The 20,298-nt window shown below is 71.7% G+C and carries 19 protein-coding genes and 1 pseudogene; 10 read left to right on the forward strand and 10 right to left on the reverse strand.

Translation table 11 applies throughout. The features are described from left to right. Positions 1–33: 33 nt before the first annotated feature. From ABT085_RS18375 to modA, 4 genes are all read right to left on the reverse strand, one after another. Positions 34–453 (reverse strand): TOBE domain-containing protein, encoded by a 420-nt coding sequence (locus tag ABT085_RS18375; protein ID WP_351608430.1) that lies wholly within the window; start codon positions 451–453, stop codon positions 34–36. A gap of 74 nt (positions 454–527) precedes the next feature. Continuing rightward, the gene (locus ABT085_RS18380) at positions 528–1,619 is read right to left on the reverse strand and encodes an ABC transporter ATP-binding protein (protein WP_351608433.1); all 1,092 of its coding nucleotides are present in this window, start codon (positions 1,617–1,619) and stop codon (positions 528–530) included. 103 nt (positions 1,620–1,722) lie between these two features. Beyond that, positions 1,723–2,580, reverse strand: a complete 858-nt coding sequence (locus tag ABT085_RS18385) for an ABC transporter permease (protein WP_351608435.1) — start codon at positions 2,578–2,580, stop codon at positions 1,723–1,725. Then, complete coding sequence (gene modA, locus ABT085_RS18390) at positions 2,577–3,401, reverse strand: molybdate ABC transporter substrate-binding protein (RefSeq protein ID WP_351608438.1); 825 nt, start codon at positions 3,399–3,401, stop codon at positions 2,577–2,579. The genes ABT085_RS18385 and modA overlap by 4 nt, the downstream gene beginning before the upstream one ends. A 209-nt stretch (positions 3,402–3,610) precedes the next feature. Here modA and ABT085_RS18395 point away from each other — a divergent pair. Beyond that, positions 3,611–4,098 (forward strand): annotated as a pseudogene (locus ABT085_RS18395) (molybdopterin-dependent oxidoreductase). A 45-nt stretch (positions 4,099–4,143) separates the two neighbouring features. Next, on the forward strand, positions 4,144–5,088 hold the full coding sequence (locus tag ABT085_RS18400) for a LysR family transcriptional regulator (protein ID WP_351608441.1): 945 nt from the start codon (positions 4,144–4,146) through the stop codon (positions 5,086–5,088). Positions 5,089–5,133: 45 nt separating this feature from the next. Here ABT085_RS18400 and ABT085_RS18405 read toward each other — a convergent pair whose 3' ends face one another. The 3 genes from ABT085_RS18405 to ABT085_RS18415 form a co-directional block, all read right to left on the reverse strand. Then, a complete protein-coding gene (locus ABT085_RS18405) occupies positions 5,134–5,529 on the reverse strand; it encodes a TOBE domain-containing protein (protein WP_351608444.1) in 396 nt (131 codons plus the stop codon). A gap of 105 nt (positions 5,530–5,634) precedes the next feature. Continuing rightward, positions 5,635–6,177: a hypothetical protein gene (locus ABT085_RS18410; protein ID WP_351608446.1), complete on the reverse strand. Its 543-nt coding sequence runs from the start codon at positions 6,175–6,177 to the stop codon at positions 5,635–5,637. A 151-nt stretch (positions 6,178–6,328) separates the two neighbouring features. Beyond that, positions 6,329–8,284 carry an APC family permease gene (locus ABT085_RS18415; RefSeq protein ID WP_351608449.1) on the reverse strand — a complete coding sequence of 652 codons (1,956 nt, stop codon included), beginning with the start codon at positions 8,282–8,284 and terminating at the stop codon, positions 6,329–6,331. A gap of 386 nt (positions 8,285–8,670) precedes the next feature. Between ABT085_RS18415 and ABT085_RS18420 the strand changes: the two genes are divergently transcribed. The 6 genes from ABT085_RS18420 to ABT085_RS18445 all read left to right on the forward strand — a co-directional run bounded on the left by ABT085_RS18420 (position 8,671) and on the right by ABT085_RS18445 (position 15,038). After that, the gene (locus ABT085_RS18420; RefSeq protein ID WP_351608451.1) at positions 8,671–8,826 is read left to right on the forward strand and encodes a hypothetical protein; all 156 of its coding nucleotides are present in this window, start codon (positions 8,671–8,673) and stop codon (positions 8,824–8,826) included. A 115-nt stretch (positions 8,827–8,941) separates the two neighbouring features. Next, positions 8,942–10,483, forward strand: coding sequence for a glycoside hydrolase family 43 protein (locus ABT085_RS18425; protein WP_351608453.1), 1,542 nt, complete (start codon positions 8,942–8,944; stop codon positions 10,481–10,483). A 176-nt stretch (positions 10,484–10,659) separates the two neighbouring features. Then, the gene (locus ABT085_RS18430) at positions 10,660–11,952 is read left to right on the forward strand and encodes an extracellular solute-binding protein (RefSeq protein WP_351608456.1); all 1,293 of its coding nucleotides are present in this window, start codon (positions 10,660–10,662) and stop codon (positions 11,950–11,952) included. A 6-nt stretch (positions 11,953–11,958) separates the two neighbouring features. Continuing rightward, positions 11,959–12,957 (forward strand): carbohydrate ABC transporter permease, encoded by a 999-nt coding sequence (locus tag ABT085_RS18435; RefSeq protein ID WP_351608458.1) that lies wholly within the window; start codon positions 11,959–11,961, stop codon positions 12,955–12,957. A gap of 59 nt (positions 12,958–13,016) precedes the next feature. Beyond that, positions 13,017–13,781 carry a carbohydrate ABC transporter permease gene (locus tag ABT085_RS18440; RefSeq protein WP_351608487.1) on the forward strand — a complete coding sequence of 255 codons (765 nt, stop codon included), beginning with the start codon at positions 13,017–13,019 and terminating at the stop codon, positions 13,779–13,781. A 222-nt stretch (positions 13,782–14,003) separates the two neighbouring features. Then, positions 14,004–15,038, forward strand: a complete 1,035-nt coding sequence (locus ABT085_RS18445) for an endo-1,4-beta-xylanase (protein WP_351608494.1) — start codon at positions 14,004–14,006, stop codon at positions 15,036–15,038. Between the two features lie 195 nt (positions 15,039–15,233). Here the strand turns inward: ABT085_RS18445 and ABT085_RS18450 are convergent, their stop codons facing one another. Further along, positions 15,234–15,440, reverse strand: coding sequence for a DUF5999 family protein (locus ABT085_RS18450; RefSeq protein WP_351608496.1), 207 nt, complete (start codon positions 15,438–15,440; stop codon positions 15,234–15,236). Positions 15,441–15,719: 279 nt separating this feature from the next. Then, entirely contained in the window at positions 15,720–16,304 is a 585-nt protein-coding gene (locus ABT085_RS18455) for a hypothetical protein (RefSeq protein WP_351608461.1), read from the reverse strand. A gap of 567 nt (positions 16,305–16,871) precedes the next feature. On the opposite strand from ABT085_RS18455, the gene ABT085_RS18460 reads away from it, so the two are divergent. Both ABT085_RS18460 and ABT085_RS18465 read left to right on the forward strand, forming a co-directional pair. Further along, positions 16,872–18,389, forward strand: coding sequence for a glutamate-cysteine ligase family protein (locus tag ABT085_RS18460; protein WP_351608464.1), 1,518 nt, complete (start codon positions 16,872–16,874; stop codon positions 18,387–18,389). A 212-nt stretch (positions 18,390–18,601) separates the two neighbouring features. Next, entirely contained in the window at positions 18,602–19,402 is an 801-nt protein-coding gene (locus tag ABT085_RS18465; RefSeq protein WP_351608466.1) for a CPBP family intramembrane glutamic endopeptidase, read from the forward strand. A 33-nt stretch (positions 19,403–19,435) separates the two neighbouring features. Here the strand turns inward: ABT085_RS18465 and ABT085_RS18470 are convergent, their stop codons facing one another. Beyond that, on the reverse strand, positions 19,436–20,248 hold the full coding sequence (locus ABT085_RS18470; RefSeq protein WP_351608468.1) for a PhzF family phenazine biosynthesis protein: 813 nt from the start codon (positions 20,246–20,248) through the stop codon (positions 19,436–19,438). Between the last annotated feature and the right edge of the window lie 50 nt (positions 20,249–20,298).

The raw sequence follows: 20,298 nt of genomic DNA on the forward strand, positions 1-20,298 counted from the left end.
GCCGGCACGGTCGGGAAGGGAGCCCCTTCTGCGTCACACGGACGCGAGGGACACCTCGGTCGACTTGATCAGCGCGGTGACGGCCGAGCCCGCCGACAGACCGAGGTCGGCCGCGGAGTCCCGGGTGATCGCCGCGGTCAGCACGGCACCGTCGACGGCGACCTTGACGGTGGCCATGGCGGCGCCCGCGGAGACGTCCCGTACCGTGCCGGGCAGCCGGTTGCGGATGGACAGGCCCTCGACCGGCCCGGTGGCCAGGGCGACCTCGGTGGCCTTCACCAGGGCGTGCACCGTGGCGCCCGTCGCCAGGCCGAGCTCCTCGACGGCCTCCCGGGTGATCGCCGCGGTGAGGTCCTGGCCTCCGGCCAGCCGGATTTTCACCGTCGCCATGACCTCGCCCGGGGTGACGGCGGTGACGGTGCCGGGGAGCTGGTTGCGGATGCTCAGGCTCATGGGGGATGCCTCGCAGACGGTGGGTTCGTCGGGCTCTGGGCCTCGGGTGGCCCCACCGTAACCAGCCGGGGGCGTCAGGCCGGGTATGCGTGCGTCTGCGTCGCCTTCACCGTCGCCCAGACCGATGCGCCCGGATGCAGGTCGAGCTCGGCCGCGGCGACCGTGGTGACGTCCGCGGCGATCGGGAGTTCGCCGGTGAGGTCGGCCCGGATCCGGTCGCCGTGGGTCTCCAGGCCCGCGATCTCGCAGCGCCACAGGTTGCGGGCGCTGGAGCCGGTGGGACGGTCCCGGTACAGGGTCACCGCGTTCGGCGGGAACGCCACGAAGACCTCGCCCGACAGGGGCTCGGTGGTGGTGACGGCGGGTCCGGCGTCCAGGCGGACCGTGTGCCCGTCGGACCGCCCCCGATAGAGGTTCAGGCCGACCAGCTGCGCGATGTAGTCGGTACGCGGGTGACGGGCGATGTCGGTGGGGGCGCCCTCCTGGACGACGCGGCCGTGCTCGACGACGACGAGCCGGTCGGCCAGCACCATGGCGTCGAGCGGGTCGTGGGTGACCAGTACGGCGACGGCCTCGAACTCGGCGAGATGGCGGCGCAGTCGGCTCCGTACCTCCAGCCGGGTACGGGCGTCCAGGGCGGCGAGGGGCTCGTCGAGGAGCAGCAGGCGCGGCCGGGTGGCCAGCGCGCGGGCCAGGGCGACCCGCTGGGCCTGACCGCCGGAGAGGCGGCGGGGCTTGGCGCCGGCGTGGTCGGCCAGGCCCATGCGGTCCAGCCACTGCGCGGCCAGGGCTCGGGCCTGCGCCTTGGAGCTGCCCTGACAGCGCGGGCCGAAGGCCACGTTGTCCAGGGCCGTCAGGTGCGGGAAGAGCAGGTAGTCCTGGAAGACCACACCGACCGGGCGGGACTCGGGGGGCGTGCCCTCCAGCGGGACGCCGTCCAGGCGCAGATGCCCTCCGGAAGGCGGGACGAGTCCGGCGAGCACGCGCAGCGCCGTGGTCTTGCCCGCGCCGTTGGGGCCGAGCAGGGCGACGACGTCACCGGGTGCGGCCGTCAGCGCGACGTCCAGGCGGAACGTGCCGCGGTCCACGACGAGACGGGCGTCGAGGCCCTGGCCGTGCGTGCCCACGGGGGCGGGGTGGACCCGGTCGGCGTCGAGGTCGGTCATGAGGCAATCGTCCGGCAGAGTCGGGGGAGACGGCAGGGGCGGGGTGGTGCGGGGCGGGGCCGCCGTGTCGTTCGCCCCGCCCGTCCCACCGGTGTCGTCGCTGTCATGACGCGGTCATCCAACGGTCCCGCAGACCCGCCAGCACCGCGATCGACACGGCCAGCAGCACCAGGCTGAGGGCGATCGCCGCCTCCGGGTCGCTCTGGAGGGCCAGGTAGACCGCGAGCGGCATGGTCTGGGTACGGCCGGGGAAGTTGCCCGCGAAGGTGATCGTCGCGCCGAACTCGCCGAGGGCGCGGGCCCAGGCGAGCACGGCGCCCGCCGCGATGCCCGGGGCGATCAGCGGCAGGGTGACCCGGCGGAACGCGGTGAAACGGGAGGCGCCCAGCGTGGTGGCCGCCTCCTCGTAGCGGGGGTCGGCGGCCCGCAGGGTGCCCTCCACGCTGATCACGAGGAACGGCATCGCCACGAAGGTCTCCGCGACGACGACGCCCGCCGTGGTGAACGGCAGGGTGATGCCGAACCAGGCGTCCAGCCACTGTCCGACGACCCCGTTGCGGCCGAGCGCGAGCAGCAGCGCGACACCGCCGACGACCGGGGGCAGCACGAGCGGCAGGGTGACCAGGGCCCGTACGAGGCCGCGGCCGGGAAAGTCCGTACGGGCCAGTACCCAGGCCAGCGGGACGCCCACGACGAGGCTCGCCGCGGTCGCCGCCGTGGCGCACAGCAGGGACAGCCGGAGGGCCTGCCAGACCTCGGGGCTGGTCAGCTGCTCGGGCATGCCGCTCCAGGGCGCCCGGACGATCAGGGCGACCAGCGGCACCAGCAGGAACGCGAGGCCGAGCAGGGCGGGCAGCAGCAGGGGCAGGGGGACGCCCCGGCCGGCCGTCCGGACGCGGGCGGGCCGCGGACGTCCCCGAAGGGTGTCGCCCGCGGCACCGGCCTTGTCGCTCGGGGTCACGGCTTGAGGAACCCGGCCTCGCTCAGGACCTGCTGACCCTCGGCGGACTGCACCAGCGCGATGAACGCCTTGCCGGCCTCCGCGTTGGGCGCGTCCTTGAGCAGGGCGATCGGGTAGTCGTTGACGGCGCCGGCGGACTCGGGGAACTCCACACCCTCCACCTTGTGACCCGCGGCGTGCACATCGGTCTTGTAGACGACCGCCGCGTCGGCCTCCTTCAGCTCGACCTTGGTCAGGGCGCTCTTGACGTCCTGCTCGTAGGAGACCGGGGTGAGCTTCAGCTTGGCGGCGTCGAGGGCCTTCTGGGCGGCGGCGCCGCACGGCACCGTCTTGTCGCACAGGACGACCTTCAGGCCGGACTTGGTGAGGTCCTTGAGGGAGGCGACCTTGTCGGGGTTGCCCGGCAGGGTCGCGATCTCCAGCTGGTTGCGGACGAAGGTGGCGGGCGCGGTGGCCGCGTCGTTCTTGTCCGTCACGATCGCCATGGTCTTGGGGCTGGCGGCGGCGAACACGTCGGCGGGGGCGCCGCCGGTGATGCTCGCGGCCAGGGTGTCGCTGCCGCCGAAGTTGAAGGTGACCTTCGTGCCCGGGTGCTCCTTCTCGAACTGCTCGCCCAGGGCCGTGAAGCTCTCCTTCAGCGACGCGGCCGCGAAGACGGTCACCGTGCCGGAGAGCTTCGGCGACGCCGACGTCGAGGAGTCCGACTTGGCGGCCGAGTCGGAGTCCGAGCCGGAGGAGCAGGCGCTCAGTGCCAGCAGCGCGGCAACGCCCGCACCGGCGATCTGCAGGGTCCGGCGGGTCCGGCGTGCGGGACGGGTCATCACGGGTCTACTCCCTTGGCTGCTTCACGACGGGGTCCGGTGGGCCCCTCCACGGTCTCTTTCGGACCGTGCCGCGATGATACTGCCGCATATGCGAGGCGTAAGTCTCCTGTTGCATCGCATGATCTGTTGCGATACGGGGTTGTGCCGGGCATGTGCGTTTCCACCGGGCCCTGCGCCGGGTACCGTCAAGCGGGAGGTGGTGGCACGTGACGCTCGCGGAACTCTCCCTGACCGGCGACCTCGCCCGCCCGTCCCGGCTGACCGTGCCGGATCTCCTCCGCTGGCCCCAGCACCGGGTGCGGGTCGCCTTCGAGTGCTCCACCAGCGGTACGCAGTACCACCGGTTCGCCGGCCCCCGCCTGTACGACGTGCTGTCCGACGCCGGTCCCGGCTTCGACCCGGTCCGGCGCAAGGACCGGCTGCGCTTCCTGATCGCCGTGACCGGTTCCGACGGGCACCACGCCCTGCTGTCCTGGGCAGAGATCGACCCCGACTTCGCCCACGCGCCCGCGCTGCTCGCGGTGAGCATCGACGACGCCGCCCTGGACCGCGCCGGACCCAGCTCGTCCTGCCGCAGGACCGCTGCGGGGCCCGGCACATCAGCGGCATCAGCGCGATCCGCGTCGACGGGGGCTACGACTGGCGGCAGCCGGTGCCCGCCACGCCCGGCCCCGGGTCGGCGGCGGCTTCGTGAACCGGACGCCCGTCGACCGGCGGGCCAGGCGGGGGAAGGCCGCGCATGCTGCTGCGTCAGCTGGAGTACCTCGTCGCGCTCGCGCGTGAGCGCCACTTCGCGCGGGCGGCGGCCGCCTGCCATGTCTCCCAGCCCTCGCTGTCCGCCGCGATCCGCCGTCTGGAACACGTGCTGGGCGTGCCGGTCGTACGGCGGGGGCGACGGTACGAGGGCCTGACCCCGGAGGGGGAAGTCGTCCTGGCCTGGGCGCACCGCATCCTCGCCGAGCGCGACGCGCTGCACCAGGAGCTGTCGATGCTGCGCGGTGGGCTCGCCGGCACGCTGCGGCTCGCCGTCGTACCCACCGCACTGCCCGTCGCCTCTCTGCTGACCACCCCGTTCTGCGACCGCCATCCGCGAGCCCGGGTCGCGCTGGAGTCGCTGTCCTCGGCCGACATCACCCAGGGGCTGAGCGGGTTCGAGCTGGACGCGGCGATGACGTACCTGGAGGACGACGCGCTGCGCGACGTGCGCCGGATTCCGCTCTACGAGGAGCGGTACGTGCTGCTCACCCCCGTCGGCGGAGCGCTGGGCGAGGCGCGCACGGCCCGCTGGTCCCAGGTCGCGACGCTGCCGCTGTGTCTGCTCGGCCCGCGGATGCGCAACCGGCGGATCATCGACGAGTGTTTCGCCGCCGACGGCGCCACGGCCGCGCCCGCGATCGAGTCCGACACCGTCGCCGGACTGTACGCGCACCTTCCCGGCGGCCGCTGGTCCAGCGTGATCTCGCACGCCTGGCTGCACATGTTCGGAGTCCCGGACGGCATGCGCGTGGTCCCGCTGGAGGGACCCGCGCACGGGCCGCGGGTCGGGCTGGTCGTCGCCCGCAGCGAACCCCCGTCGGTGCTGGCGGACGCCCTGGTCGCGGTGGCGCGGGAGGCCGGGCTGCGCAGCGCGCTGGACGCGCTGCTGCACAGCTACCTGAGCCGGTCCGGCGCGGGGAGCCACTGACGGCAGTCGGCTGTCCCGACGTGGCGACGGTGGGCCGCCGCCCGGTCAGACCCGGTCGATGTGCACGTTCGTCGACTTCACCCGGGCGGTGGCCTCCATGCCGACCTCCAGGCCCAGTTCCTCCACGGCCTCGCGGGTGAGCAGGGAGACCAGGCGGTGCGGGCCCGCCTGGATCTCGACCTGGGCCGCGACGTCACCGAGCTTGATCGCGGTGACGATGCCGGGGAAGGCGTTGCGGACCGAGGTGTACGGGGCGTCCTCGTCACCGCCGCCGGGCCTGGCCAGCGCGACGGAGAACGCGGCCAGGTCCTTCCCGTCGATGAGCCGGCGGCCGCTGTCGTCGCGGTGCGTGGTCACCCGGCCCGCGTCCGCCCAGCGCCGGGCGGTGTCGGGGCTCACGCCGAGCAGCCGTGCCGCCTGGCCGATTGTGTAGGACTGCATAGGCGTCACGATAGGGCCGGGCACCCGTGCCGGTGACCCGGGGTCGGCCCGCGGGTACGACGCGCCGTGCCGTTCGTGGCCGTCATCCGGTCCCGGCGCACCTGGTCAGAGGATTCCCGACCGTCCGAGCACGGCCCGCGCGGTCTCGTCGTCGATCTCCCGGCCCAGCCGCGCCAGTACCTCGGCACCCTCCCGCAGCGTGCCCCGTTCGAGCGACCGGCGGGCGCCGGTGTCCAGGTCGTGCCAGAGCAGCGGGTTGGCGGCCAGCACGCGGGGGTCGAGTTCCACCCGATGGCCGAAGGCGTCCCGCAGGACCAGGCGCGCGGAGACCCCCGGGCACTGCCGTACGTCGGTCAGCGCGTCGGTACGGACCAGGTGCCCGCGCACCGGGCCGCGCACCGCCAGCCAGCCGCGGCCCGCGGTGACGCGCTGCGGCAGGAGGGCCAGCAGGAGCACCGCGGAGAGGGCCGGCCACAGCAGGGCGCGCGCCGGTGTCAGGGTTCCGGCACCCCAGTCGAGCAGGAGGGACAGACCGCACATGACCAGGGCACAGCCCACCGCGTACCGGACACCGGCGTGCCACCGTCGGTCGCCGTCCGGGAGCAGGGGCCGGAGGCGGAACGTGGTGAGCGGGGCGGTACGAGCCATGAGGCCCACGGTAGGCCCGCGTTCCCCGGGGCGGGACCTGCGCTGACGCGGCCCTGACGCCGTACGGCCGGGTCCTGACGAGGTCCATACGCGTCCCCGCGGAACACGGGGCGCGCGGTGCGGGACACGGGCGTCGGCGCGCGCCCCGCGCTCAGCCGGTGTGGACCCGGGGCCGTCGGTCGCGGTCCGGTTCGGCCTCGCGCAGCACCTCACGGGTGACCGGGGCGACCTCGCCCTGGCCGAAGAGGAAGAAGCGCAGGAAGTTGGCGAACGGGTTGCCCTCGGTCCACTCGAAGTAGATGTGCGGGGTGCACCCGGTCGAGTCGCGGACGTGCAGCAGCAGCGCGGCCAGTGCGTTGGGGATGGAGGAGGACTCCAGGGTCAGCACCCGGTAGCGGTTGTGCAGCACCTCCCCGCGGACGTTCAGGCCCGCCTCGAACTCGGACGGGTCCGTGACCGTGACCTCGACGAAGACGAAGTCCTCCCGGTTGGGAATGTCGTTGTCCTGGAGGATCTGCTCGATCTTCTCGCGGTACTCGGCCTTGTCACGCCGGTCCGGCTCGTTGGCGATGAACCGGATCTTCCGGCTGGCCATGTCCCGGACGAAGCGGTCCGCCATGTCGTCCAGCGTCACGCTGGTCACGCGCAGCTCGAAGGCGCGCGCCAGCCGGGACAGCAGCGAGACGAGGATGATGCCGACGATGAAGCAGGCACCGATCTTGACACCGTCCGGACGCTCGATGACGTTGACGACCGTCGTGTAGAGGAACACCGCCGAGATGACCGCGAACCCGATGGTCCAGTTGCGCTGGCCCGCCTTGCGGGCGGCGATGGTCACGGCGATCGCCGCGGAACTGATCAGCACCAGCACGCCGGTGGCGTACGCGCCGCCCTGGGCGTCGACGTCGGCGTCGAAGATCCAGGTGACCAGGAAGCCGATCAGGGTGAAGACGATGACCATGGGGCGCACCGCGCGGGCCCAGTGCGGAGCCATGCCGTAGCGGGGCAGGTAGCGCGGCATCAGGTTCAGCAGGCCGGCCATGGCGGAGGCGCCGGCGAACCACAGGATGCAGATGGTCGAGACGTCGTAGACCGTGCCGAAGGCGTTGCCCAGGTACTCGTGCGCGATGTACGCCAGGGCACGTCCGTTGGCCTGGCCGCCCGGCTGGAACTCCTTCTCCGGGATCAGCAGGGTGGTGATGAAGCTGGTGCAGATCAGGAAGCAGCTCATGATCAGGGCGGCGGTGGTGAGCAGCTTCTTGGTGTCCCGGATCCGGCCGGCCGGCCGCTCCTCCGTGTCGTCCGGGTCGCCCGAGACGTGGGGCATCACGGCCACACCGGTCTCGAAGCCGGAGAGGCCGAGCGCGAGCTTGGGGAAGACCAGCAGGGCCACGCCGATCATGGCGAAGACGTTGCCGTGCTCGGCGGTCAGGGCGTGCGTCCAGTCGGTGACCACGTGTCCCGCGGTGGCCACGTGGTAGAGGCCGGAGATCACGACGACGACGTTCAGGGAGAGGTAGATGCCCACCAGGACGACGGCGACGCCGATCGCCTCCAGGAAGCCCTTGAGGAACACCGCGCCGAGCAGCGCCAGCAGGAACAGGGTGATCACCATCTGCTTGTCGTGCAGGGCGCTGTTCAGGTGCGGGTTCTCCACCAGGTGGGTGGAGGCGTCCGCCGCGGACAGGGTGATGGTGATCAGGAAGTCGGTGGCCGCGAACCCGAGCAGGGTCAGCACGAAGAGCTTGCCCTGCCAGAACGACAGCAGTTTCTCCAGCATCGCGATCGAGCCCTGGCCGTGCGGGCTCTCCTCGGCCACCCGCCGGTACACGGGCAGCGCGCCCGCCAGGGTGACGATCACCAGCACGATGGTCGCGATGGGTGACAGCAGGCCGGCCGCGAGGGCGGCGATGCCGGGCTGGTAGCCGAGGGTCGAGAAGTAGTCGACACCGGTCAGGCACATCACGCGCCACCAGCGCTGGCCCTTGTGCGAGGGCTCCGACTGGGCGTGGGGCTCCTGGTGGCCGCCGCCCTTGCCCATGTCGGACAGGCCCTCCAGCATCCAGGCGCGCAGGCGGCTGGGCGGCGGGTGTTCGGTCGTGGCCATGGGTGTGCTCCTGGGGTGCGGCCCGGCGTGTGGTGTCGGCCATCACGCGGACGGCCGCACCAGCGTATGCAGAGCGTGACGCCAGGGCCCACGGATCTCGGGGTGGAGGGCGTCAATTCTCCGTTAAGACTGACCGGGCGGGCGGGGGCTCGCACCACGGAGACATCCGTACGACTGTCCGGGACCGCCTGGGCCGTCCGGGGGAGGGAGCCGGACGGCGAGCCTCTGCGGGCACCCTGGGTGAGCTGCCCACAGAGGGCGCGGGGTACGGGTCGAGGCCGCCGCGGCCGGCCGGGAGAGCTCTTGAACGCGCGGTGTAAGGGACCCGTCAAAGGCGCGCTGCGCTCCATCAGGGACCCGTCAACGGCGGTCGCATCCGGTCGTTCGTGCTGCTTCCTCGAACCGTCCCTGCCCGACGCACCTCACTCCAGGAGCTCACGACGGCCGATCCGGCCTTCGCCGTCATCACGATCGCGGTCTTCGGCACGGTCGCTCTCGTCGCCACCACCGCCCTCGGCGCACTGGTGGCCGAGAGCCGATGACATCCGGCGGCGGGACGCCTTGCCCGCCCCCAGCCGCCGCCCTACAGTCCGCTCCGTAATGTTCGTCGTGGAAGCCGAAAGTTTCGAACGGCTTCCCGTGAAGGAGCTGACACGCATGGCGACCCGGACGTACGACAACCCCGTGATCCCAGGCTTCCACCCCGACCCGAGCGTCTGCCGGGTCGGGGCGGACTTCTATCTGGTCTGTTCCAGCTTCGAGTACGTGCCGGGCGTCCCGCTCTTCCACAGCCGCGACCTGGTGCACTGGCGGCAGATCGGCAACGTGCTGGACCGGCCCGGGCAGTTGGAGATTCCGCCGGACGCCCCGGCCTCGGCCGGCATCTACGCCCCGACCATCCGGCACCATGACGGCCGGTTCTACGTCATCACCACCCACGTCGGCGGCGGGGGCACCTTCCTGGTCCACGGCGAGCGGCCCGAGGGCCCGTGGTCCGATCCGGTCCGGATCGACCTGCCCGGCATCGATCCCGACCTCGCCTGGGACGACGACGGCTCCTGCTGGTGCGCCCTGGCCGGGGTCCGGGTGGCCCGTATCGACCCGGTGACCGGCAAGGTGCTCGAAGGGCCGCTGCCCGTCTGGTCCGGGACCGGGATGCGGGATCCGGAGGCCCCGCACCTGTACCGGATCGGCGGATGGTGGTACCTGCTGCTGGCGGAGGGCGGCACGGCCCTCGGCCACAGCGTCAGCGTGGCCCGCGCCCGGTCCCCGCGCGGGCCGTTCGAGGCGGGGCCGGACAATCCCGTGCTCACCCACCGCGGCACGGATTTGCCCGTCCAGTGCACCGGCCACGCCGACCTGGTCGAGGCGGCCGACGGCACCTGGTGGATGGTGCTGCTGGGCACCCGTCCGGGCGGCTTCTTCCCGGAGTTCCATGTGCTCGGGCGGGAGACCTTCCTGGTGCCGGTGGAATGGGTGGACGGCTGGCCGCGGGTGGGGCGGGTCGACGGGCGGCTCCCGGCGCCCACTGCCTGGCACCCGCTCCCGCCGGAGCCGGTGCGCGACGACTTCGACGCCCCGGTGCTGGCGCCGTGCTGGATCTCCCCGCGGGACAGGCCGGACGGCTCCTGGTCGCTGACCCGGCGGCCGGGCTGGCTGACGCTGACCGCGACCGGCGACAGCCTGGACCGCCCCGGGCACACGTTCGTCGGCCGCAGGCAGCAGCACCCCGACAGCCGGACGGCGGTCCGGCTGGACGCGGGCCGGGGGCGGGCCGGACTCTCGGTCCGTCTGGACGAGGCCCACCACTACGACCTGGAGGCGTACGACGGCACGGTGAGCGTCCACGCCAGGATCGGCCCGCTGCGGCAGTGCGTCGCACGGCACGCCGTGCCGCCGGGACCGCTCACCCTGACCGTCGAGACCCGCACCGACGACGTCCTGCCGCCCACGGTCACCGCCACGGGCCGGGAAGCACCCGGAGTCAGGGCCGGCGGGCCCGACACGATCGCCTTTTCCGCCGAGACTTCCGAAGGCGTCCTTCGGCTCGCCGCGCTCGACGGACGCTATCTGTCCACCCAGGTCGCCGGGGGTTTCACCGGCCGCGTGATCGGGATGTACGTCACCGAGGGCAGTGCTGCGTACGACTGGTTCGACCACGGTCCGCGCCCGACGGAGCCCGGCGCCGGACCGCGCTGATCCCAACTGCGGTGCACTCCGGGGGACTTGACGGCGGATTCGCCGCGTACAAGGGGTTGCCACCCCTCCGGGACTGTCTCTAGGGTGCGGCAGCAACGAAGGTTTCTGGATCTATTCCGAAATTTTCGGAATCTCGGACGGACAGGGCGAGCCGTCCCGTACCCAAGGAGCGCATCATGGGCGATCCGGCACTGTCCCGCCGCGGCTTCCTGGCAGTCTCCGCCGCGGCCGGGCTGGGCATGACGGCACTCAGCGGCTGTGGCGGCGACTCGGACGGAGGGTCGTCGGGGACGACCACGGTCGAGTGGTGGAACATCTCGACGACCCAGCCCACCAAGGACGTCTGGGCAGGCCTCGCCAAGAAGTTCGAGGCGCAGAACCCCAAGGTGAAGATAAAGATCGTCCAGTTGGAGAACGACGCCTACAAATCGAAGATGACGGCGCTGACCGCCTCCGGGAAGCTGCCGGACATCTTCCACACCTGGGGCGGCGGCGTCCTCAAGCAGCAGGTCGACGCAGGGCTCGTCGAGGACCTCACCGACGGCACCAAGGCCTGGGCCGACGGGCTGCTGCCGGTCGCGAAGCAGCCGTACCTGATCGACGACAAGACGTACGGCATCCCGTTCGACATCGGCATGATCGGCTTCTGGTACAACAAGGCGCTGTTCAAGCAGGCCGGCATCAGCGCGCCCCCGACCACCTGGAGCGGCTTCCTCGACGCCGTGCGCAGGCTGAAGTCCGCCGGCGTCACCCCGCTCGCCCTCGCGGGCAAGGAGAAGTGGCCCGGCATGTACTACTGGGCCTATCTGGCGATGCGCACCGCGGGTGTCGACGCCCTGCGCAAGGCCGCGGACGACAAGGACTTCACCGGAGCCGGGTTCGTGCAGGCGGGCGGGCACCTGAAGGAACTCGTCGACCTCCAGCCGTTCCAGAAGGGCTTCCTCGGCGCCGCCTACTCCACCCCCACCGGCCAGGCCGCCACGGTCGGCAACGGCAAGGCGGCGATGGAGCTCATGGGCCAGTGGGCCCCCGTCGTCGAGGCCGACGCGGGCAAGGGCATCGGCGCGGACCTCGGGTTCTTCCCGTTCCCCGCGGTCGAGGGCGGCCAGGGCTCGATCACCGAGGTGTTCGGCGGAGGCGGCGGCCACGCGCTGCGCAAGGGCGCCCCGCAGGCCGCCGTCGACTTCCTGAAGTTCTTCGCCTCCCAGGCCACCGACCAGGAACTGGTCAAGAAGACCGGCGTCCTGCCGGTGGTCCCGGCCGCCGAGAGCTCCCTGACCGACCCCAACCTCATCGCCGTACAGGCGCAGTTGAAGGCCGCCACCGGCTTCCAGCTCTACCTCGACCAGGCCTACGCGCCCGCCGTCGGCCAGGAGATCAACGACAGCGTGGCCGCGCTGATCGCCGGCTCCAAGTCGCCCGAGCAGGTCACGCAGTCGGTCACGAAGACCGCGAAGGAAGAGCAGTAGCCCGCGATGACCTCGACCTTCCTCCGGGCCCGGCGGTCGGGCCCGGACCTCGCCCTCCCGCCCCCGGCCGCGTCCGCGGCCCGGGGGCGGGCCCGGCGGCGCCTGCTGAACTGGCTCACCGCCGTCGGCTTCCAGCTCCCCGCGCTGGTGCTGTTCACCGGCCTGGTCCTGCTGCCGATGCTGTTCGCGCTGTACGCCGCCTTCTTCCGCTGGGGCGGCTTCGGGATGCCCTCCGACTACGCGGGCGCGGACAACTTCACCCGCCTCTTCCAGGACCCGGTATTCCTGGGCGACCTGTGGCGCTGTCTGCTCCTGGTCGTCCTGTCGCTGCTGATCCAGCTGCCGTTCGCGCTCGCCATGGCCGTGCTGCTCAACCAGCGGCTGCGCGGCCGGGCCGTCTACCGGATGCTGTTCTTCGCGCCGTACGTCCTGTCCGAGGCCATCACCGGCGTGCTGTTCAGCATGGTCTTCGCACCAGACGACGGACTCGCCGACCACGTCCTGGGCGCCGTCGGTCTCGACGGTCTGGGCGGCGAGTGGTTCGCCGACCCCTCCTGGGTCCTGGCCACCCTCTTCCTGGTCATGACCTGGAAGTACTTCGGCTTCCACATGATGCTCTACCTGGCCGGACTCCAGGCCGTCCCGGCCGAGCTGACCGAGGCGGCGCTGATCGACGGCGCCGGACCCTGGCAGCGCTTCCGCAACGTCACCCTGCCGCTGCTGGCCCCCACCCTGCGCATCAGCGTCTTCCTGTCCGTCATCGGGGCGATCCAGCTGTTCGACCTGGTCTGGGTGGTCACCCAGGGCGGCCCCGACCACCACTCCGAGACGATGGCCGTGACCATGTTCCAGTACGGCTTCAAGCGCTACCAGGTCGGCTACGCCAGCGCGATCAGCGTGGTCATGTTCGGCGTCTGCCTCGTCTTCGCCCTCGCCTACCAGCGGTTCGTGCTCCGCCGCGACCTGGAGGGCGCCACCACGACGATGAGGGGGAACGGCCAGTGACCCGCAAGACCCTGCGCACCCTGCCGCTGCACCTGATCCTCCTGCTCGTCGGCGCGGTCATGGTCGTACCCCTGGTGTACGCCGCCCTGTCCGGCTTCAAGTCCACCGACGAGCTCTCCCGCAACCCGTTCGGGCTGCCCGAGCGGTGGCTGACCGGCAACTACACCGACATCCTGCGCTCCGGCGACTTCTGGCGGCTGCTCGGCAACAGCACACTGATCGCGGTGGCGACGACCGTGCTGGTGGTCGCGGTGTCCGCGCTCGCGGCCTTCTCCTTCGCCCGGTTCGCCTTCCGCGGGCGGGAGATGCTGTTCACCCTCTTCACCCTGGGGCTGATGTTCCCCTTTGCGGTGGCCGCCCTGCCGCTGTTCCTGCTGCTGCGTTCGATGGATCTGCTGGACAACCCGCTCGGGGTGATCCTGCCGCAGGCCGCCTACGGACTGCCGATGACGATCATCATCCTGCGCGGCTTCTTCCGGCAGATCCCCGGAGAGCTGGAGGAGGCGGCCACCCTCGACGGATGCAGCTCCTTCGGCTTCCTCTGGCGGATCCTGCTGCCCATGGCGCGGCCGGCGCTGGGCACGGTCTCGGTCCTGGCCGTGGTCACCAGCTGGAACAACTTCTTCCTGCCGCTGCTGGTGTTCACCGACGGTACCTGGTGGACCCTGCCCATCGGCGTACAGCAGTTCCAGGGCGAGTACTCGGCGGAGTACGCCCGCGTCTTCGCCTACCTCGTCCTGGCCATGGTGCCCGCCCTGGCCTTCTACTCCGTCGCCGAGCGCCAACTCGTCGGCGGCCTCACCGCCGGCGCGACTAAGGGATGACCCGCGCCCGCGGACGTACGGCTCACTCCGCCCCCGGCTCCCGGATTCCGGCCGAGCCAGGGGCCCCCGTCCCCGACCGTGAGGAGTCGCACCATGCGCACCACCGGATCAGTGACCGGTACCGGACCGGTGAGTACCACCGGACCCGTGAGCACCACGGGTGCCTCACCCGGCATCCGTCCGTCCCGCGCCCGCCTCAGACTCGCCGGCGCCCTCGCCGCGATGCTGGTGGCGGCGGGTGTCGTCGCCGGCCCGGCCGCCCAGGCCGGCGAAGGGCACGGCGGGGACCGCGGCGGCCGTCCCGCGGGGCAGTCCACCCTCGCCGACCTCGCCCGGCGCCACGGCCGCTACTTCGGCAGCGCAACCGACAACCCCGAACTCACCGACACCGCCTACACCGCGCTCCTCGGCAGCGAGTTCGACATGATCACCCCGGGCAACGGCATGAAGTGGTACGCCACCGAGCCCCGGCAGGGCGTCTTCGACTGGACCGCAGGTGACCAGATCGTGAACCTCGCCCGCGCCCACCACCAGAAGGTCCGTGCCCACACCCTGGTCTGGCACAGCCAGTTGCCCGACTGGCTCACCGGGCGGACGTGGACCGCCGACGACCTGCGGGCCGTGCTGAAGAACCACATCCTCACCGAGGCCCGTCACTACCGGGGCAAGGTCTACTCCTGGGACGTCGTCAACGAGGCGTTCAACGAGGACGGCACCTACCGCGAGACGGTCTTCTACAAGACGCTCGGTCCCGGCTACATCGCCGACGCGCTGCGCTGGGCCCACCAGGCCGATCCGCACGCCAAGCTCTACCTCAACGACTACAACATCGAGGCGACCGGCCCGAAGAGCGACGCCTACTACCGGCTGGCCCGGGAACTGAAGGCACAGGGAGTCCCGCTCGACGGCATCGGCCTCCAGGCCCATCTCGCCCTCCAGTACGGCTATCCGGCCACCCTGGAGGACAATCTGCGCCGGTTCTCCCGGCTCGGTCTGGACACCGCGCTGACCGAGGTCGACGTACGGATGCTGCTGCCCGCCACCGAGGAGAAGCTGGCCGAACAGGCGGACTGGTACAGGGACATGACCCGGGCGTGCCTGGCGGTGCGCCGGTGCGTGGGCATCACGGTCTGGGACTGGACCGACAAGTACTCCTGGATCCCGGCGTTCTTCGAGGGACAGGGCGCCGCGCTGCCGTGGGACGAGCAACTGCGGCCCAAGCCCGCGTACTTCGCACTGCGGGACGCCCTGGCGTGACGCGGCCCGGACGCCCGGGAACAGCGCCGGGGCGGGCAGCCGATGGCGGTTCTGCCTCCGGGTCGCTACGGTGAGTGAACACCCCCGGACATGCGTCGGGGCCGGTTCGCAGTAGGTCTGCGGTCCGGCCCCTCATGTCCCTCCGGCGTCGCGTGGTGCCGCCGGGGTGTGTTTCCTGTCGGCCCCGAACAGGCTCTAGGCGGCCGTCACGACCCGGCCCGACTCCAGCGGGCGGTGCGGGGCGATGATCTGGCCGTCGGGCAGGAGCTCACCGGTGTCCTCGAAGAGGAGGACGCCGTTGCACAGCAGGCTCCACCCCTGCTCCGGGTGGTGCGCCATCAGGCGGGCGGATTCCCGGTCGGCGGAGTCGGCTGTCGGGCACGGTGGCTGGTGCTGGCACATGGGTGGGATCTCTGTCTCTGTCGTGGTCATGTCCGTCCCCCGTGACGATAAGTCGGTCGGAACCCAGTGTTGCCCTACGGGCGTGAATCCGCAGGGATTTCGGTGCACCGCTTCTCACAGGTTCATGACGCATCGCTCAGGCGGACGGTTCATTCCAACCGGGTGGTCCCTTCGGGGGGTTCACTGTGGCCGGGCAGGGCTAGTCACCGTGCGGACATGCGTACCCCGCTGCCGGAAAAGGGTTCCGGCAGCGGGGTACGAGAGGCGGATCCCGGGGGGTCAGACCGGTTGGCTCAGCAGCGGTGCCGGTGTCGCCCGGTGGGTCAGCACCGGGAGCAGTTCCGCGACCCGGTGCGGGCGATGGGCCGCGATGCCGGGCGGGGCGGGGGCCAGCGGAACCAGCAGGTCGGTGGCGGCGGGGTGGCCCTCGGCGCCGTCCGCGGCGCAGTCGCCGTGCAGCCACAGGGTGAGCATGTACAGGCCGGGCACGGACAACAGGCGTGCCTGGTAGGGCTGCTGCACCGATTCGGCCTGGCGCAGCGCCCGTTCGGTGGAGGCGATGTAGGGACCCTCGAAGAAGTGCGAGAAGGCCCAGCCGTCAGGGGTGAGCCTGGTCTCGGCTGCGGCCACCGCGCGGTCGCCGCAGCGGATCAGGAACCGCCAGCCGGCCAGCCTCGTCCCGGACATGCCTTCGGGAGTGATCCGGTCCAGTACATGCACGGGCAGCGGAAGTTCGGGGGTCGCGGGTCCCTGGGCCGCGCGCAGGGAGGGGGTCTGCGCCTCGTGGACGGCGGTGGGGGAACCGAGTGCCGTGAGGACGGAGCGGAGGGCAGGCGCGGGAGCCGGGGGCACATGCAGCGGCATGGTGGGTCGCCTCTCATTCGACAGGCATGGTGGCACGAGGGCGGGGCGGTGCGGGGCGGACGGCGCTGTCAGCTCTCGAGGGTCGGAGAGGCAGGGGCCGGGGTCTGTGAACCGGGAGTGTGGGTGTGCCTGCCGTTCGTCACCTCGACGACAGGTTCCTTCGACCGTGGGCGCCAACCTTCTCCGCCTTGTTCGCGAAGTTTATACGACGAGTGTTCATCCTGTGATTCGTCTAGCCGTTTCCAGCGGTTTCGGCAAGGGTTCATTCAGTCGGCGGTACGCGGTAATCATCCCGATTCCGAGCCTGCCGCGAGGCGGTGACCTCGGCTTATGTCGACGCGGCGGTCGGCCAATTGTCGTCGGCGTTTTTCACGAGGAGCGCGGGGTACCCGAAAGTGCACGCCGTTTTATGCCCCGTGAATGTGCCGCCGGTCACGTCCGACCAATGTAGCGGCTGTCCGGCCCAGCGGGGGCGTTATCGATCGCCTTCGCTGGGCATCATCCCACCTGACCCCGGACACCGGCGGCCCGGAACCAGGGAGTCGCCCGACAAGGAGGGACCCTTCCATGGGGGAGAAGGTCGTGGCAGGTCGGTTCGATCTGTCCGATCGCCAGCACTACCGCGACAAGCTCCGGCGGTGTCTGGCGGGGCTGGAGCGGCTTCTGGCGGAGAAGCGGTTCGATCGCCCGAAGAACCTCATGGGGCTGGAGATCGAACTGAATCTTCTCGGTGCCGACGGCATGCCGAGAATGCTCAATGCGCAGGTACTCGAACGCATCGCGAGCCGCGATTTCCAAACAGAACTCGCCATGTTCAATCTGGAAGTCAACATCGCCCCACACCGGCTGGGCGGGCGGGTATTCGACCGGCTCGCCGAGGAACTCCGTACGTCACTGGCATATGCCGACCGGAAAGCGGGCGAGCTCGACGCCGGAATCGTGATGATCGGTATTCTGCCGACCCTCGACCGGGACGACCTGGTGTCCTCCAATCTTTCCGCCGTCGATCGCTACACCTTGCTCAACGACCAGATCGTGGCCGCCAGGGGCGAGGACTTCGCGCTCGACATCGAGGGCGTCGAGCGACTGACCTGCACATCCAAGTCGATCGTTCCCGAGGCCGCCTGCACCTCCGTGCAACTGCACCTCCAGGTGACCCCGGGCCGGTTCGCCGACGTGTGGAACGCCGCGCAGGCGGTCGCCGCCGCGCAGATCGCCGTGGGCGCCAACTCGCCCTTCCTGTTCGGCCGTGAGCTGTGGCGGGAGTCGAGGCCCCCGCTGTTCCTGCAGTCCACCGACACCCGTCCGCCCGAGTTGCAGGCGCAGGGGGTGCGGCCGCGGACCTGGTTCGGCGAGCGGTGGATCTCCTCGGCGTTCGACCTGTTCGAGGAGAACCTGCGCTACTTCCCGGCGCTGTTGCCCATCTGCGCCGACGAGGACCCGCTCGACGTCATGGACGCGGGCGGCATCCCGAAGCTGGGCGAACTCGTCCTGCACAACGGCACGGTGTACCGCTGGAACCGCCCCGTCTACGGCATCGCAGACGGCCTCCCGCATCTGCGGGTGGAGAACCGGGTGCTGCCGGCCGGTCCCACCGTCACGGACGTCCTGGCCAACGCGGCCTTCTACTACGGTGTCGTGCGCGCGCTGGCCGAGGACTCGCGGCCGGTGTGGACCCGGCTGCCGTTCGAGGCGGCCGCGGCCAACTTCGACGCCGCGTGCCGGTACGGCATCGACGCCCGCCTCGAATGGCCGCGGCGCGGCCGGCTGGGCGGTACGACGCAGGTCGACGCCGTCGGCCTCGTACGCGACGAGCTGCTGCCGCTGGCCGAGGCCGGTCTCGACGCGTGGGGTGTCGATCCCGCCGACCGGGATCTGTACCTCGGGGTGATCGAGGAGCGCTGCCGGCGGCGGACCAACGGAGCCTCCTGGCAGGCCGCCACCTTCCACCGGGCCCTGGAGACGGGACTGTCCCGGGAGGCCGCGCTCGCCGCGACCACCCGGCGGTACCGCGAGCTGACCCTGCTGGGCGAACCGGTGCACAGCTGGCCGGTGGGGCTGCCGGAGCCGGTGCCGCTGGGCTGACGGGGCCGGGCGGCTCCGCCGTCGGCCGTCCGTCGTTCGCCTTCGGGCCCGGGCCGCGTACGCGTGGTCCGGGCCCGTATCCGTGTGCCGAGCCCCGCACACGTGGGCCGGACCCCGTGCCGACGGGCGCCGCGGGCGCCCGCGCGGGGGGTCGGCCGCGACCTCTCCATGCCGATCGGGCAAGCTGTGACGACCGTCGACAGGAGGCAGGGGTGCAGGTGGAGGCAGGCACGGTGGCCGAGGCATATCCGTCGGAACGGCCCTCGCGGCGGACGCTCCGCGACGAGACGCTGCTCGTGCTGGCGCTGTCGCTCGGCGCGAGCGCGCTGGCCGCACTGATCAGCTTCGTCGGCTCGGTCACCAAACCGGGGGGACTGAAGGACCAGGCGGCCACCCTCAACGCCTCGGCCGCGCCGGGCCGGCCCTGGCTGGACCTCGCCTGGCAGCTCTTCGGGATCGCCACGGCCCTGGTGCCGGTCGCCCTTGTCGCCCACCTGCTGATGCGTGAGGGCGAGCGGCTGCGCACCCTCGGCTTCGACCGCACCCGGCCCTGGCCCGACCTGGGCCGCGGGGCCGGCGTCGCGGCGGTGATCGGCAGCGCCGGGATCGCCTTCTACCTGGCGGCGCGCGGCCTCGGCTTCAACCTCACGGTGGTGCCCGAGGCGCTGCCCGACGTGTGGTGGAAGTTTCCGGTACTGATCCTCTCGGCGATGCAGAACGCGATCCTGGAAGAGGTCATCGTCGTCGGCTATCTGCTGCGCCGGCTGGGGCAGTTGGGCTGGACCCCGGGCAGCGCGCTGGTGGGCAGCGCCGTACTGCGCGGCTCGTACCACCTCTACCAGGGCATCGGCGGGTTCATCGGCAACATGGTGATGGGCGTGGTGTTCGTCTGGCTCTACCGTCGCTGGGGCCGGGTGGGTCCGCTGGTGGTGGCGCACTCGCTGCTCGACATCGGGGCGTTCGTCGGCTACGCCCTGCTGGCGGGCAAGGTGGGGTGGCTGCCGACGGCCTGAGCGGCCGGCCGGGCCACCCCGGTCCCGCCGGACTCACCAGGCGAGCAGCTCGCCCTCGATGACGGTGACGGCGCGGCCGCCGAGCAGGGTGCGCTCGCCGCGTACCTCGGTACGGACCCGGCCGGTGCGGGGCGAGGCCTGGAGGCCGGTGAGGGCTGGCCGGCCGAGGCGCTCGGACCAGTACGGCGCCAGCGCGGTGTGGGCGCTGCCGGTGACCGGGTCCTCGTCGATGCCGACGTTCGGGAAGAAGCAGCGGGAGACGTAGTCGTAGCCCAGGGCGGGGTTCTCGGCGCGGGCGGTGGCGATGATCCCGCGGCGGGAGTGGGCGCCGAGCGCCTTGTGGTCCGGCCGCAGGGCGTGCACGGTCTTCTCGTCGGGGAGTTCGACCAGCAGGTCCCCGATGTTCGGACCGGTGTCGAAGGCGGTGAGCGGCTCGGCGCCGAGCGCCTGCGCGACGCCGTCCGGCAGGGCGACCGCGGTGAGCGGCGCGGTCGGGAAGTCCAGGGTGAACGAACCGTCCTCGCCGGGCGTGGCCACGAGGACACCGCTGCGGGTGGCGAACCGTACCGGGCCGGTGTGGGCGCCCGTGGTGTGCAGGACGTGGGCCGTGGCCAGTGTGGCGTGGCCGCACAGGTCGACCTCGGTGACCGGGGTGAACCAGCGCAGCGCCCAGTCCGCCTCGCCGCCCGGCGGCAGGGGGTGGGCGAAGGCGGTCTCCGCGTGGTTGACCTCCATGGCCACGTTCTGGAGGCGTCCGTCGTCGGGGAAGGAGTCGAGGATCAGCACCCCGGCCGGGTTGCCGGCGAAGGGGCGGTCGGTGAAGGCGTCGACGATACGAATACGCATGTCACGACGGTAGTTGGCCGCGTGGCCCCGCGGCCAAGGCCAATCCGGAC

The sequence above is a fragment of the Streptomyces sp. NPDC002265 genome, assembly GCF_040296125.1.
Lineage (GTDB): Bacteria > Actinomycetota > Actinomycetes > Streptomycetales > Streptomycetaceae > Streptomyces.

What these genes read in the sequence shown, in the direction of transcription:
- ABT085_RS18375 (WP_351608430.1), bottom strand. Translation starts at nt 453, where the DNA reads ATGAGCCTGAGCATCCGCAACCAGCTCCCCGGCACCGTCACCGCCGTC.
- ABT085_RS18380 (WP_351608433.1), bottom strand. Translation starts at nt 1,619, where the DNA reads ATGACCGACCTCGACGCCGACCGGGTCCACCCCGCCCCCGTGGGCACG.
- modA (WP_351608438.1), bottom strand. Translation starts at nt 3,401, where the DNA reads ATGACCCGTCCCGCACGCCGGACCCGCCGGACCCTGCAGATCGCCGGT.
- ABT085_RS18400 (WP_351608441.1), top strand. Translation starts at nt 4,144, where the DNA reads ATGCTGCTGCGTCAGCTGGAGTACCTCGTCGCGCTCGCGCGTGAGCGC.
- ABT085_RS18405 (WP_351608444.1), bottom strand. Translation starts at nt 5,529, where the DNA reads ATGCAGTCCTACACAATCGGCCAGGCGGCACGGCTGCTCGGCGTGAGC.
- ABT085_RS18410 (WP_351608446.1), bottom strand. Translation starts at nt 6,177, where the DNA reads ATGGCTCGTACCGCCCCGCTCACCACGTTCCGCCTCCGGCCCCTGCTC.
- ABT085_RS18415 (WP_351608449.1), bottom strand. Translation starts at nt 8,284, where the DNA reads ATGGCCACGACCGAACACCCGCCGCCCAGCCGCCTGCGCGCCTGGATG.
- ABT085_RS18425 (WP_351608453.1), top strand. Translation starts at nt 8,942, where the DNA reads ATGGCGACCCGGACGTACGACAACCCCGTGATCCCAGGCTTCCACCCC.
- ABT085_RS18430 (WP_351608456.1), top strand. Translation starts at nt 10,660, where the DNA reads ATGGGCGATCCGGCACTGTCCCGCCGCGGCTTCCTGGCAGTCTCCGCC.
- ABT085_RS18435 (WP_351608458.1), top strand. Translation starts at nt 11,959, where the DNA reads ATGACCTCGACCTTCCTCCGGGCCCGGCGGTCGGGCCCGGACCTCGCC.
- ABT085_RS18440 (WP_351608487.1), top strand. Translation starts at nt 13,017, where the DNA reads ATGGTCGTACCCCTGGTGTACGCCGCCCTGTCCGGCTTCAAGTCCACC.
- ABT085_RS18445 (WP_351608494.1), top strand. Translation starts at nt 14,004, where the DNA reads ATGCTGGTGGCGGCGGGTGTCGTCGCCGGCCCGGCCGCCCAGGCCGGC.
- ABT085_RS18450 (WP_351608496.1), bottom strand. Translation starts at nt 15,440, where the DNA reads ATGTGCCAGCACCAGCCACCGTGCCCGACAGCCGACTCCGCCGACCGG.
- ABT085_RS18455 (WP_351608461.1), bottom strand. Translation starts at nt 16,304, where the DNA reads ATGCCGCTGCATGTGCCCCCGGCTCCCGCGCCTGCCCTCCGCTCCGTC.
- ABT085_RS18460 (WP_351608464.1), top strand. Translation starts at nt 16,872, where the DNA reads ATGGGGGAGAAGGTCGTGGCAGGTCGGTTCGATCTGTCCGATCGCCAG.
- ABT085_RS18470 (WP_351608468.1), bottom strand. Translation starts at nt 20,248, where the DNA reads ATGCGTATTCGTATCGTCGACGCCTTCACCGACCGCCCCTTCGCCGGC.